This window comes from Clostridium sp. LXY-7 (assembly GCF_056172015.1).
Genome location: NZ_JBLLJL010000004.1, coordinates 443,551 through 457,887, shown reverse-complemented (window position 1 = coordinate 457,887; position 14,337 = coordinate 443,551). Strand labels below are relative to the sequence as shown.

The following is a 14,337-nucleotide window of genomic DNA, read 5'->3' as shown; positions in this document are numbered from 1 at the left end:
TTTCCCTACTGCTTCTCTAATATATAATCTAAATAACCAGATATATACTCTTCTTCATCTATATATCGCCTAATTATTCTTTTTTCGCTGTAAATTATTTTAAATCCTTGAAAATAATTTTCTGGTTCATCATCTTTGTAGTGACAGTAGGTCACTTCCTCTCTATCTTCAACGCATCTAAATTCCCCTGATTCTATCTCTATTCCTTTTCCATAAGATGTACAATCCTCACTTAGAAAGTTCACATAGCAAAATCCTTTTGGTTTTAATACCCTTAAAAACTCCTTAAGTGCTATAGAAAAATCCTTTTTACATATATGAACTGATGTGTTATATGAATATAAAAAATCAAAAAAGTTATCATTAAAAGGTAGCTTTCTCATATCTCCTTTTGATAAATTTAAATCTATATTATGCTTCATACAAAATTCTTCAGCTTTTCTTAACTGATTTTCATCTAATTCAATTCCATAAGTTTCATATCCAAACTCATAAAAAAGCGATAATGGTGGATTATTTCCTCCTGCTCCACAGTCAAGTATCCTTTTTCCCTTAGGATTAGAATTACAATATTTTAAGAAATTATAAAGTGGAAAAGCATTTATAAGATTATTCAATATACATCACCTCATTTTTTAATTTGATCCCTCTAAATCCCATCTTCTGCTTACGAACTTGGTTTTGGTGTTATCATTTTTAAAATTTATATATTATTTCAGTAGTTTTCGACTAAATTATTGGAGACTACTGGAATATTGTTAATAATATTAACAGGCAATTATTCACAAATATAAAGATTATATTTGTACGAAATTTAGGTAAATACTCTTTTTCTTTTTCAAACCTTATAAATAATACCTCATTTGTTGCTTGTGAAATTTCACTATTAATCTCATGATTAAATGATTCTACTATACTTTCTAGCTAATCAAATGCATTAAATTCTTCATTAAAAGGCGTTAGCCTGTCCACTAACTTTGCAAGAATTTCTACTTTACCTTTAGTTACTGTAAGATTATTAATCCAATACTTTTTTATAGTACTGAATCGTATAGTATGTTTCATACCCAATTTCTTTATAAAATTCTCTGCTTCCACCTATCATATAGGTTGCACCCATCTTAGCTGTTCTGTTTATTGCTTCATAAAGTAATGCTTTAGCCAAACCCTTGCGGCGATATTGTGGCACAGTAGATAATGGCTCAAGAAATGCGTAATGATTAACCTCGTCTAGCCAAATTGCTCCATAAGAACAATAATCTTCATTATCGGCTTTTGCAATAAAAAGCAAATCTTTGCGAAAATTCGGCATATTCAATCCAAGCATATAGCCATCAATATCATTATCATCTTCATGGTCGAAACCCTTCCAAACGGCGTTTGCTGCTTTTTTATAATCGTTTTCTTCATCAAAAGTAATGATTTTGAAACCCTCAGGTAATTCAACCTCTGGCAAGCCTTTTGAATAATCATAAACCGTTAAATCATAGTCCCATGAATAGATATAGCCTTTTGATAATAACAATTTTTGAAATTCTGGTTCAACTGTAGAAGCTCTAACCTGTAAAATTTTCTTTCCATCGTCATTTATAGCATATAGATTTTTTTCAGCGTACTCAAGAAGTTCAGGTTTCATGAATTCATATCCGTTTGCAGTAAAAATATATGCTTCTCCAAGCTTTGATTCATAAGAGCATAATGCAACAATCTCATCATCATCTTGCCATATACCGATTTTATAATGTCTTACAAAGTCAAACCACGGCAATCCCTGAGAATATTCCCAAGTTGCTCCAGCCCAGTGACTATTCTTTAAGTATGGAACATAATTATTTCTAAAAAACATAGAAACCTTTTCAAAATCTGTGAACATGCAATAATTTTTAAATGATATAGCCATTTTTCCCCCTCCATTCTTGTCTAAAACAATATGGTAATTGATAAGTAGTATTTCTAATTCTCTTTGTTTTTCTTTCATAGTTTCAAGCACTAGTTTTACACTCTCATTAGTACAATGAGCATCTAGTAATATGGCGAGATTCTACTCATTGCCCTTAATTCTATAAGCTCAATATTTTTTAATATTCAAACTATTTATTACAAAACAATACTTCATTAATGACTTCTAAAATTATCTCTGGATAATCATTATAGACGTTATGCCCTGAACCTTTAGCTAAAATTAATTCTGCTTTTGTTGAGTAATTTAGTTTTTCTCTATTCAACTCTTGAATCAAATTCTCAAAAGTTCTTGCTTCAGATTCTGGTATTCCGGCCTTTATTAGTTTATTTATTTCTATCTCTCCATCCCTTACTATTGATTTAATTGGCATATCTTTTAACATCTCTATAGATAACTTCTCTACCTCTATCCCACTATCCAGTATATTTTCAAATTCAGAACCTTGAGCCCTATAAAACTTAGAACTAATTAAAGCTCTTCTTATGTTTTCTTGAATCTCTTCTGAGAGTCTATTGCTACTTCCTGAAATACTTGGATTAATTTCCACTTTAAGCTCATCCTCACTCATAGCTCCAAATTTCTTTAATCTTTCTATGGCCTTAGCTGTAGTATATTTTTCTTGTATGGATTGAAGTTTTCTTTTTAAGTTTTCTATTTTATACATTTCTACTGGAGATGAGTCTACTAAAACTAAAGCCTTCACCAGTTCTGGATATAATTTTGCAAAGTGCAACACACACATTCCTCCAAAAGAATGTCCTACTAATATTACTGGCTCATTGATACCTTTTTTTGATAGTAATGACTTTAAATTTTCAGCTACCCTTCTTGTAGTACATTTTTCTTCACCTATTGAACTGCTTCCATAACCTTCTCTATGATATAAAATTACTCTTGCTTTCTCAGAAATTTCCTTTGCTATATGATACCAATCATAAAATAAAGTCCCAAGTCCTGTTTCAATAACTACAACTTGCTCACCTTCACCGTGAGTACAAACTTCTAATATTCCATCTTCTATATCTACTAATTCTATGTTCACGTTAAATCTCCTTAATTTATTATTACTTTTTAAAATATAATCTATATAATACTTCTGCTCTTTATATGACTAATACAAAAATCTATGTCTTCTTTATTCTTTAAGTAATATACTTCCTTTCCTTCTGATTTTTCTTCTATTTTTTCTAATAGCGCAGGCTTACTATGCTTCGGAAAATTCCATATCCACTTTACAAACTCCCAGTCTATTTTCTCATCACATCCTGCTGTTAAATCACTTCTAGTTTTACCACTATATTTAAATCTTCTTTTAATCACTCTATATAAACATTTAACTCGTGGTACATCAATAAAAATTACTGTATCAGCAACATCAAGCCTCATATCTAACACTCCACTATAATTTCCATCCATTATCCATGACTTTTTTTCAACATAGCTTTTAACCCTATTTTCAAATTCTTCACTAGGAACTTTAATCCACCCTGGAGCCCAGAACAAGGTGTCTAAATGTATTACCTCTATCCCTGTTATTTCTCCTATTCTCTTAGCCACTGTAGATTTTCCCGAACCTGCTGAACCTAAAATCATTATTCTTTTCATATTGCTCCTCTAAAATTTATAAGTATAAACTGAATTATCCCTACCTATTTTTTATTTTGAACACTTTTATTTTATAATTACTTTCTTTGCCTCTTATCATAACTTAAGCTTCTTATCTATATCATCAAATTCTTCACTGGTAATACCATAGATTATTTCATCATAATAGCTTCCATTGGTATATACCATTCTTCTAATTACTCCCTCTTTTTTAAACCCTAAAGCTTCATGGAGCTTCATTGACCTCTCATTGAAAGAATAGACATAAACAGTAGCCTTTTGATATCGTAATTCCCTAAAATAATATCTTAGTATTATTTTTATAGCTTCTTTTGCATATCCATTTCCCCAGCATTCTCTTGATATCCCTAAGCCATATCCAAAGGTGCCTGTCCTACTATTGCAATTAATAGTATTTATGTTACCTACTGCTATTCCATCATTATTCTCTATAATCCATGTGAATGTATCATTCTCTGGTGCTGCTTTTGACTTTTTCTCCACCATGTCGGTCATTGCCTCACGATTTCTTGGAAAATGTATTTCATCACAATATCTATCAGCTTCACAATCATAATCATAAGCCCATTTATAATAGTTTTCTGCATCCTTTAATTCTATTGCTCTAAGTCCAATTTTTTCGCCTTTCCAAAAATTATAATTCATGCTGGTTTATCCCCCTAATGCAGTGAAAGAAGTTTAAAACTAAAATTGATTTAAACCTCCTTAACTCAAATTTTTATACTTTTTAATCTTAAGTATTCAATTACGTAAAAATTTAACTTTATATTAATTAAAAGTTACATATATAATTCTATGATTAGTTATAAGTCCAGATTTTTCTAAAGTTTTCTTAGATGCTATATTTTGTACATCACAAATTGCCATAGGAATTACACATTTACTATAGCAATGTTCTTTTAGTTGAACTATAATATATGTTCCAACTCCCTTTCTACAATGCGATTCAGCTACATGCATTCCTATATCTCCATACTTTCCTTCATGTGTCTTACTTATTCTAAATTCACCTATGCCAAGCAAATCCTCACCATCATATAATACAAATAACTGATTATTTTCTATTAAATCTTCATAATATCCTTCAAATGCAGAATCACATTTGTTATTTATAGCATCTATGTCATTCTTTTGCCCTAATCTGAAAGATATATTTTTATAATTATCTAATTCATATTTTATCTTTTCATTATCAATAAAAAGATAAGAATCTACAGATATACTTTTCTGATAGTCAAGGCATAAAGCCATAAATTCTGGTTCTTTAGTGGAAACAGCAGCTTTTTCTACCATATCACTTGTAATAAATATGTTTGAAAACAGCTTGTTTATATAGATAATACTCTTTAGAAACATGAAACTGTACTAATGTTTTCTGTGAATCCACACTAAAATGACCTATTATTTTATCCTCATACAGAATCTCATAGCATTCTGAACCACCAATCTTTACATTTTGCCAGTAACCATCTATTGGGGCTATTAAGGTCTCAATATAATCATTTTGTAATTTACTTTTTATTTCTGTTGATACTTTCTTTATTTCAATCATTTTTTTCCCCTTAATATAAAATTTATAGTCCCTTGCAGAATTCTATAATCATTAAATTTTTGTATTTTTCTATGCCTTGATATGATATAATCCATTGCATTAATTTCATCTAAGCCTCAGAGGGGCGAAGCTTTCTTTTTAATCCAACTTCCCCTCTAAAGCTAAGTAGCAGTTAATGCTATCTATCAGCTAAAATAACATATCCACTTTTATACCATTCTAAATAATTAATTCTAACCTTCCATCCTCGTCTTTTAAACTCCATAGCTATTTCATCGAGAGTAATTTGATTTTTCATTCTATGGTTATGAGAAATGTACCAGCCCATTTGTATTATTCCTTTTTTAGCTATCCTGCACATATCAGTGAAATATTTTTCAATATCTTCTATGAACATAAATACATCTCTACTTACTATATAATCCACACTATTCCCCTTAAATCTGTTTGATAATTCTGATATATCTATGTTTATAAATTTAATTTTTTCTTGTTCATCCTTGATTTTGCTTAAATCTTCTATACAGCCACTATCTCTATCTATAGCATAAATATTATTTACTAGATAATTACTATTAAGATAATTGGTTATAAATCCTCCACCACAACCTAAATCTATAACATCTCCACTCAATTCTTTATAGTAGTCATAGATTTTACTATTATAAAAAGCTTTGGCTTTTTCTCTATTAATTTCTAGGATTTTACCACACTCACATTTCAGCTTTATAACTAAATTACAGTCACTCCATGGATGAAATTGATTTTGCAAAATAGAGTTCTCTTTACACACTGACACTTAGTTCCCCAAACTACATAATTATGTTCTTTAAACAAGTTGCCTCCCCCTTAACTACAGCTGTATCTCCATTACAACTTCTCCCTCAAGTATTTCTCCTGTTTTTTTAAAGCCCATGCTTCCATATAGTTTATCAGCAACAGTGTTTTCTGGCTCAAAGCTTGTACATACCGATATATTTCCTTTCTCTTTTTTCATTAAATCAAGGAATAATTCTATAGCTTTTTTCCCATATCCCTTACCTTGGTGCTTCTTGTCCATCATTAATCTACACATCCACCACTTATTAGTATCTTCATCTAAATCATACATTAAAAATCCTACCATGGTTTCACCATCATATATTCCCATTGGATAACCACAATCTTCGTATTTAGATTGCAATAATGAATAGGAATTTGAAGCCACAAAGCTTCTTTGATTCTCCCCCACTTCAAGTTCAATGCACTCTTCCCAGTTGTTTTTATCAATTTCTTTTAAAATAATTTCCATTATTATCTCTCCTTAATATCTCATATACCTACTTGTACATGAATTTATTTTAGTTATAATATTATCTCTCTTTCATTTAATCCATATTTTTGTTATCTACAATAAATCTTTCAAGTTTTCATCACAACTTATATATAAATTTCTAAATTCATCCTCTAAAATGCTCATTATAATTTCATTATGGTATTTATGATTAAAATACAGACTATCCCTTCTGATTCCTTCCTTTACAAACCCTAATTTCTCATAAACACCTATTGCTCTTTCATTAAATTCAAATACACTTAATTCAATTCTATGAAGGTTAAACATTCCAAAGCCATAGTTAAGTGCTAAAATTATAGCTTCACTTCCATATCCTTTATTAAAGTCTCCTTTTTTATAAATAGCTATCCTTATATTAGCACTTCTATCTTTTTCAGTTACCTCATTGATAACAACTTCACCAACAATTTTGTTATAATCTTTAGAAAAGATTAAGAAATCTGCTCGATTACTATCATTTTCAATTCTGTTTAAAAAGCCTTCTAAATTAAATTTAGTGGGAAATTCCTTGGTTCCAGTAAAGACATTTGATTCAATACTGCTACCTTTAAAACATTCATAGTATTCTTCAATATATTCGCTTCCTAGTTTCTTTAAATAAATCAGATTTCCATTTAACTCTAAAAAATTTATCATTTTTAGTTTATATATGCTCATATTTTAACTCCTTCCTATTTAGTTTCTAGTTTATAAAATATTTCATCCTCTGCTTCCAACCCAGTTATAAATTGCTTAAAGCCTAAGCTAGAGTATAATGTTTCTGCTACTTTGCTCTTTGGATGAAAACTTAAACAAATTTTATGGCACTTAGTTTCTTCTTTAATTTTTTCTATTAATTTTTCTAGTGCATATTTACCGCACCCTTGTCCTTGATATCTTTCATCAATCATATATCGAATTATCCATATTTCTTCATCATTCTCTAGACCATACATAGAAAATCCAATGATATTTTCATCTTTGTATATACCTAGAGTTACCCACTGAGGATAGAATTTTGATTCTGCAATAGAGATTAAGTTAGAATGAGGTAAATATATCTCTTGTTCTTTAGATATCTTTAATCTAATAGCTTCTCTCCAGTTTTCTATAGTAATATCTTTAAAATATATATTCAATATATTTCCTCCTATTTTTTAATGAATTCCACATTTAAAAGTCGTGTCTTAGACACAAAACCGCAACTCTCTAAGGTCTTTTTCGAATTGGTATTATAATACCAGCAACCACATATAGGAATTTCTCCATTTTCATAACATAATTCTTTTAGTTTAGTTATTATGGTTCTTCCAATGCCCTTTTGTCTGTATGCTTCATTTGTAAACATTCCTATACTTGTATATCCCTTCAATACTTGTCCTTTTTCAGTTATACCAAAACCTAAAACTTTTTCCTCTTCAGTAAAAATAAATATCTCATTCTCCTTCACTTGCTGTGGAATATCTTCAAAGAAATCCTCACTGATTTCCTTTATTACTTCTATATCACCTTCCTCTGCTACTCTTAAAACTCCACCTTCGTATAGCTTTACTGGTTCAGGATTCTTCTTATTGTCTTGAAAGAAGTATGCCTGGTTTTTTATTTCTTTATTTTCTATATCACAAATACAGCTTAGAAATAATTCATCTGATGTACACACATAAGCTGCCTCTATAGAAAATTCATTAATTAACTCACAAAAAATATCTTGAGCATATCTTAGATTCTTATTCTCTATATAAAACTGAGTTAGTAACTTTTTATCATATATTGATAAATATCCTATCACTAGATCATTTTTAATTATCTTATGAAATTCTGATTGATTTATATGATCATCTAGATAGGAATCAAAAGGTGAGGATAATGTTTTTGTATACTCTTTTATTAATTTAAAAATATCCTCCATTGCGGTAGTCTCAAATCTAAAATTCATATTACATCTCCTATCGATTTTCTTACTTAGTTAATCTTTGCTTTACATAGTCCTATTTAAAAAGCTTCCAGTAAATCAATTCCTCATCTATACTGGTTTCTTTCATTCCTACTTTTTCTAATATTCTAGCGGAAAGTTTATTCTCTATTAAACACTCAGCTTTAACACATCTAACGCCTTCTTGATTAAATGCCCAATTAATCATTGCTTTCAAGCTCTCAAAACCATAACCTTTTCCTCTCTCTTCCTCAATAAAACCATAACCTATCTCAACCTCTCCTAGTATGTTAGGTTTGTCCTTAAATTCAATATCTCCTATAACTTCATTACTTTCTTTTTTTATAACCATCCAATCTTCAAATCCTGTGGAATCATTCTCTTCTTTGAGTCTCTTTTTTATGATCGGAAGTATGTCCATAGTGTCCTCTGTTGGCCACCCATTACCTAGTTTAAAACCTAAACTTTCAACTTTCTCATTATCTCTTTTAATTAACAACTCGACCATTTCCAAAGTCATTGGTTTTAAATATAATCTTGCTGTTTCTATAATATTAATTTTATCTTTACTTCTTTCTTCTCTTAAATACCTTTGGCATCTATTAATCCAAAGTTCACTATGTTTTTCTGGTGTTACAACTCTGCTAGCTAGATCTTTAATTGTAAAAATCTTTTCATCCTCACACCATTTCATACATGTTTTATAGAACTCTATACTATCATTGTCTTTTTCTAAATAAGCATAAACATGTTTGAATCCCTTTTTATAGGCTGCTACTAATCTAGAATGACCATCTATAGAAACAATCTTGTCTCCTATTTTCACACAACTAACAACAATATCTTCTGGTTTCTCTATCCATGAAGCAACTCTATTAAGTTTAACTTCATCAACAGTTAATTGTTCTGGTATTATCTCATCTATGTTAATTTTAAAAACTTCAATGTCATTATTAATAGCTAATAACCATCCGTAATTCTTTTTAAATCCATAATTAACCAAAATATCAGGATTAAGTTTACTATTTTCTTCTTTGTATATAATTCTTTTTAAATAAGGATTCCAATACATCATTTCATCCATTAAACCTTTTAAAATTTCTCCTTCTTTATATGAATCTAATATAATAAAATTTACAATTTCAGCTTCCTCTATGTTGGTTATATCATACTCAAGTACCCCAACAACCTTTTCTTTATTACTTGCAATTAAGGCAGTGCTCTGGACAAAACACCTTTCATATTTTATATATTTATAATCATTTTCTGTTGCTCTATAAAAGTCCATTCTCTTTCTGCTCCTTTGTTGTATATTTTTCATAATTAATTTCCCATAAGTTTATACCCTACTATCTCTACCTCTTTACTATTCCAAATATCAACCTGTCCTCATATCTATCTGTTGCTATATTATAAACTGACTCTTTTCTCAATCCTTCTTTTATAAATCCAAGTTTTAAACACAGTTTGATTGAAGCAATATTATCAGGGTGTATGGATGCTTCAATTCTATGTAAATTTGAAGTTTTAAATCCATAACTAATAACCTTTTCCCCTGCTTCACTCATTATATTTTTTCTCCAATATTTCTTATTAAGCATATATCCTATAGTTGCACTTGAATTATTTTTATCAAAATTATTAAGTGTAATTAGCCCTATCACCTTATCTGTTTCTTTTTCTGTAATGCACCATCTAATAAATCTCTTTTCATTAAAACCTTTTAGAAATGCTTCTACAGATTTCTTTGCCTGTTCAATGGTAGTCATAGGATTAGTTTGCTGATATTTAACAGCTTCTTCCTCAGAATATATATCATATATATAGCTATAATCCGCTTCCTTTACTTGCCTTAATATAAACCTTTCTGTTTCAAGCGTTGGAAAGGTTTCAAAAATTAAATCTATATGGTTCATATACTCACTCTTCTTTCTTGTTAGTCTACATTCCAATTAAAGCTATAAGTCCTGTAGCTAAGGTTTCACCCCAACCTAAATAATCATGACCTGATGGAAAATTTTCATACGCTACACTATAGCCCCTGCTTAATAAAACATCTCGCATATTATTTATTACTTCCATCATTATAGGTTCATCATCATAGGGATGATCCTCTAATAATCCAGCATTTAAATAAAATTTTATAGGTAGCCTCTCATTATTTTCATACTCTTTAGTAAGCCATTGATTTTCATACCAGTAAGAGCCTGATTGCGAAAGCACATTACCAAAAATATGAGGACTTTTATAAGCTATATATGTAGCTGATAGCCCTCCAAGACTAACTCCTCCCATAATTGTGCTTTGTGGATTTTTAGTTATATTATAATTTTTGTACGTCCAGGGCATCAATTCCTTAATTAAAAAGTTAGAAAATTTCTCATTACAGGTAAGTTCCTCATACCTATTCACTGTGCTTTCAATAAATACACAAACCATAGGGGGAATTTTATCATCACTTATTAAGTTATTAAAAACTGTATTAGCCCCCATATTCATATATTCAAGTCCATCAGTAAGAAGTAATAAATTATATGGACTGCCATCATTTCTATAATTTCGCGGGGTGTAAACCCATATTCTACGGGTATTATCTAGAATTTCACTATGAAACCTATGTAATTCAATCTTTCCACATTGAACTCCCTCTCTCGGAGCTGTCCAAAAGTCCTCTTTAATCTTTGGTAGCTTAACTAATGAATATATCTGCTGATTATCCTCTGGATTTTCTTCGTCCTCTGCAAAACCAAATGCATTATGATTTAAAGGGTCTGTAATTGAATTCTTCTTTATGTTTTCATAGTTATTATCAAATTCATAATTTAATGAAAAGTTATACTTAAATTTCACATCATTCCTAACCTTGTAGGTTCTAAACCAGATATCAGTACCTTCAATATGCTCCATTATATTTTCTGAATAACGAAATCCTGGAACTCCTCCATAAATTAATATATTGTCTAAATCACCTTCTCCTTTATATATAAAAGTCACTAATACATTACTATTATCCCCTTCTATTTCTTCCACTAAAGGTGTTCCTATATTTTCTATATCTAACCAAAATTCTTCAATTGCACTATAATTCCCTTTTTCTATTTTTCTTAATAATTCACTTACTTTATAACTTCTTAAATTCTCCATACTCATAATGATTTCTCACCTTACCTTAGCATATAGTAGATTATCATAGTATTCTTCCTGAAATTCTAAAACTTTTCTCAGTAATCCCTCTCTAATAAAGTTATTTTTAATTGCAACCTTTTCGCTAGCTTTATTTCTTGGATCCATCCTAATTTCAAGCCTGACTAATCCTAGTTCTTCAAAAGCTATTTTCTCTAATTCAGTTACAACTTCTGATGCAATTCCTTTATTAAAATAGCTTCTATCTACAAAGTATCCTAATTCTCCTATATGAGGTGCATCTTGAAATATTTTAATGTCACAGCCTCCCACTAGAATTCCTTTATAAATTATTGAATAGTTATATTCAAGATTATTACTTCTTTTATACTCTCTTCTTTTAATCCATTGAATCTCTTCTTCAACATCCTCTGGAATGGTTGCGTGGTAAAATTCATACTTTCCATCTTTTAAAATCCTTAAATATTCTGCAGCATCTTCTATCTTTGGATAACGAAGCTCAACCATCTTTCCTCACCTCTTCATATATTCTCTTACACATTTCTATTCAAAATTTTTCATTATTTTTTCTACTTCTTCATTAATCTTAAAGTCACACACATACTCAATAAAATTCTTCTCCAATTCACCAAATTCTATATTAAATATATCTAGACACGTTTTTTCAAAATCTTCAGTTATTTGTATATAAAACTCTTTATATTTCTCTATACCATACATTGAAATAATATATTCAGTAAAAGCTCCTGAAATAGGATAAGTTACTTTGCAACTATATTTGAAAAATTCTTCATTGTTCATGAGCATTGTTATGCTTATATATTTATCATTCTTAATAAAATAATTTGTCCAACTAAAATTACTAATCCCGTACCATTGTTTATCGAAATAAATAGCCAATCCTTCTCTCATAAAGGCTTGTAACGGCACTGCTAATGCATAGGAAATTATATGAGCATCCTCATGATATCCTGTACATTCCAAATCCTCATTAACCACTGCATATATTTCATTTGGTCTTCTTGCAAATCCATTACATTGCTCATTATCTCCATATAATTCTCCCACCTCAGCTGGAGAATTACATAAATAATACTTAATCTTATAATTAAAATTAACTTGCAGTACATTACATATAAACTTAAAGACTCTTTCTTGTAACTGAATTATTTCTTTTATTTTACTTTCTGCCACTGATCCTTTATGAAAATTAAATATATAGTTCTCACTTTCACAAGTAATCCAATTATTATTCATATCCACTTCATCCTTTCAACTAATATTTTTTAAAATCAAATCCTAATATTTGAACTTCCTCTTTCTTATCTAGTCTTTTATCATAATTTTTTCTAAGTTCAATCATATTAAGATGATCAAAACCACACTCTCTATAAATCTTTAAGGCAGAAGTATTTCTAGGTATAACACTTACAAACATTGAAGTTATGTTTCTCTCTATCATTAGTTCATCAAGCTTTTTAATAGCGAGCTTTCCTATACCCCTCTTCCTATATTCTTCAGTAATAAATATATCCTCCAGCCATGCTACCTTTTGTCCACCAAATCTTATATAAAAGAAGCCCACTACTTCTTCCTTAAGAAAAATATTATAAACCTCACCTATTTCCAGCCATTCCTTTAATGACTTCTCTGACTCTTCATCAGTCTGCCAAAATTCCTTTGGTGCATTATTAAGCTTTCTATGATAATTCATTAGTTCTGTAAGCATCTTAGCTGTATATATAAATAATTCTTCCTTCATCTCTCTAATTGTGATATTCATATCCATTCCTCCTAAAATTAATAGTAAGACTAAATCATAAGAGGTATTGATTTATTAAGATTATGAAATTTCTCTGTAATGACTTGCATAAGAAATGAAGAAACTATTTAAATTTGATTTTAGAAATTCTTCCTTTGAATAGATAAAATTCTCGTAAGCTTGTCAGGACGACAAGCTAGTGAACCTGAGACAGGACGTCGAATGTGAGCGTTAGAAAATTTTAGCTAAGCAAAGGTTAGAATTCCTTAATCAAATTTATGTTTCAACTTCTTATGTAAGTCATGAAAGATAAATTTCATAATTCTTATATTTATTATTTTTTATGATTTAATCATCGTAAAAAATAAATAGCTATATCCTTTCCTTTTTAGAAATAGGATACAGCTATTTTGTTTATGAATATAAAAAGTCCTAGGGATACCCTAGAACTTAATTACAAACATAGAACTTTAAATTGCTTTTTAAAAACCTATACTTTGAGGTAGGGTAGAATTTGTATTTCTATTAAGTTTATATAAATTATTAGCCTTATTTAACATATTCCTACCTCCTTTTTATTGATTATATTCCTATTATAGTTTTTAATTGTATTATTTGTCAACCAAACTTACTCTTGTAAAAAAATTTTATTGTCCAAAATATACTATTTGATTTTTATGAATTAATCCGTATAATTATAATTAATGTCAAATTATAATTTTACCTTTATTTTACAAATGTAGCTTTTCTATATATTGAAAAATAATTCTTTATTTGTAGGGTTTTTTTGTTCTTAATCGTTATATATTTATATAGAATTAAACTAAACCTTTTTATTAGCTTAAATTTGATTTTTGATATACTTAAGAAATTCTTAAGAATTCTGTTTAAGTTTTCTTAAGAATTTTACTTTATAATAAGAATATAAATTCAATAATATAACAATATTGTTATATTAAAATTTGTTAATGTTTCAAAACTGTAAGGATTTAAGATAAATTTTATGATAATATTAATTGATAAAATATAAATTAATAATTCA

17 protein-coding genes and 1 pseudogene are annotated in these 14,337 nt (G+C 29.0%); all 18 read right to left on the bottom strand.

What is annotated here, in order from left to right; genetic code table 11:
* Positions 1 to 5: 5 nt before the first annotated feature.
* The gene (locus tag ACI48Q_RS15380; protein ID WP_474919999.1) at positions 6 to 617 is read right to left on the bottom strand and encodes a class I SAM-dependent methyltransferase; all 612 of its coding nucleotides are present in this window, start codon (positions 615 to 617) and stop codon (positions 6 to 8) included.
* 401 nt (positions 618 to 1,018) lie between these two features.
* Positions 1,019 to 1,900: a GNAT family N-acetyltransferase gene (locus tag ACI48Q_RS15375; RefSeq protein ID WP_474919998.1), complete on the bottom strand. Its 882-nt coding sequence runs from the start codon at positions 1,898 to 1,900 to the stop codon at positions 1,019 to 1,021.
* A gap of 190 nt (positions 1,901 to 2,090) precedes the next feature.
* Positions 2,091 to 3,005 carry an alpha/beta fold hydrolase gene (locus tag ACI48Q_RS15370; RefSeq protein ID WP_474919997.1) on the bottom strand — a complete coding sequence of 305 codons (915 nt, stop codon included), beginning with the start codon at positions 3,003 to 3,005 and terminating at the stop codon, positions 2,091 to 2,093.
* A gap of 41 nt (positions 3,006 to 3,046) precedes the next feature.
* Complete coding sequence (locus ACI48Q_RS15365; RefSeq protein WP_474919996.1) at positions 3,047 to 3,568, bottom strand: DNA topology modulation protein; 522 nt, start codon at positions 3,566 to 3,568, stop codon at positions 3,047 to 3,049.
* 96 nt (positions 3,569 to 3,664) lie between these two features.
* Positions 3,665 to 4,234 carry a GNAT family N-acetyltransferase gene (locus ACI48Q_RS15360; RefSeq protein ID WP_474919995.1) on the bottom strand — a complete coding sequence of 190 codons (570 nt, stop codon included), beginning with the start codon at positions 4,232 to 4,234 and terminating at the stop codon, positions 3,665 to 3,667.
* A gap of 123 nt (positions 4,235 to 4,357) precedes the next feature.
* Entirely contained in the window at positions 4,358 to 4,840 is a 483-nt protein-coding gene (locus tag ACI48Q_RS15355) for a GNAT family N-acetyltransferase (protein ID WP_474920188.1), read from the bottom strand.
* Positions 4,838 to 5,141: pseudogene (locus ACI48Q_RS15350) on the bottom strand (hypothetical protein); the annotation flags it as partial. The gene ACI48Q_RS15355 and the pseudogene ACI48Q_RS15350, both read right to left, overlap by 3 nt.
* Before the next feature lie 178 nt (positions 5,142 to 5,319).
* Positions 5,320 to 5,940 (bottom strand): class I SAM-dependent methyltransferase, encoded by a 621-nt coding sequence (locus ACI48Q_RS15345; RefSeq protein ID WP_474919994.1) that lies wholly within the window; start codon positions 5,938 to 5,940, stop codon positions 5,320 to 5,322.
* A gap of 54 nt (positions 5,941 to 5,994) precedes the next feature.
* Complete coding sequence (locus ACI48Q_RS15340) at positions 5,995 to 6,432, bottom strand: GNAT family N-acetyltransferase (protein ID WP_474919993.1); 438 nt, start codon at positions 6,430 to 6,432, stop codon at positions 5,995 to 5,997.
* A 96-nt stretch (positions 6,433 to 6,528) separates the two neighbouring features.
* Positions 6,529 to 7,134 carry a GNAT family N-acetyltransferase gene (locus tag ACI48Q_RS15335; RefSeq protein WP_474919992.1) on the bottom strand — a complete coding sequence of 202 codons (606 nt, stop codon included), beginning with the start codon at positions 7,132 to 7,134 and terminating at the stop codon, positions 6,529 to 6,531.
* Between the two features lie 14 nt (positions 7,135 to 7,148).
* On the bottom strand, positions 7,149 to 7,595 hold the full coding sequence (locus ACI48Q_RS15330) for a GNAT family N-acetyltransferase (protein ID WP_474919991.1): 447 nt from the start codon (positions 7,593 to 7,595) through the stop codon (positions 7,149 to 7,151).
* An 11-nt stretch (positions 7,596 to 7,606) separates the two neighbouring features.
* On the bottom strand, positions 7,607 to 8,392 hold the full coding sequence (locus ACI48Q_RS15325) for a GNAT family N-acetyltransferase (RefSeq protein WP_474919990.1): 786 nt from the start codon (positions 8,390 to 8,392) through the stop codon (positions 7,607 to 7,609).
* 52 nt (positions 8,393 to 8,444) lie between these two features.
* Positions 8,445 to 9,677, bottom strand: a complete 1,233-nt coding sequence (locus ACI48Q_RS15320) for a GNAT family N-acetyltransferase (protein ID WP_474919989.1) — start codon at positions 9,675 to 9,677, stop codon at positions 8,445 to 8,447.
* A gap of 67 nt (positions 9,678 to 9,744) precedes the next feature.
* Positions 9,745 to 10,305 (bottom strand): GNAT family N-acetyltransferase, encoded by a 561-nt coding sequence (locus ACI48Q_RS15315; protein ID WP_474919988.1) that lies wholly within the window; start codon positions 10,303 to 10,305, stop codon positions 9,745 to 9,747.
* A gap of 25 nt (positions 10,306 to 10,330) precedes the next feature.
* Complete coding sequence (locus ACI48Q_RS15310; RefSeq protein ID WP_474919987.1) at positions 10,331 to 11,539, bottom strand: alpha/beta hydrolase; 1,209 nt, start codon at positions 11,537 to 11,539, stop codon at positions 10,331 to 10,333.
* Positions 11,540 to 11,548: 9 nt separating this feature from the next.
* Positions 11,549 to 12,040, bottom strand: coding sequence for a GNAT family N-acetyltransferase (locus ACI48Q_RS15305; protein ID WP_474919986.1), 492 nt, complete (start codon positions 12,038 to 12,040; stop codon positions 11,549 to 11,551).
* 36 nt (positions 12,041 to 12,076) lie between these two features.
* Positions 12,077 to 12,790 (bottom strand): hypothetical protein, encoded by a 714-nt coding sequence (locus ACI48Q_RS15300; protein ID WP_474919985.1) that lies wholly within the window; start codon positions 12,788 to 12,790, stop codon positions 12,077 to 12,079.
* Positions 12,791 to 12,809: 19 nt separating this feature from the next.
* Positions 12,810 to 13,316 (bottom strand): GNAT family N-acetyltransferase, encoded by a 507-nt coding sequence (locus tag ACI48Q_RS15295; protein ID WP_474919984.1) that lies wholly within the window; start codon positions 13,314 to 13,316, stop codon positions 12,810 to 12,812.
* Positions 13,317 to 14,337 lie beyond the last annotated feature (1,021 nt).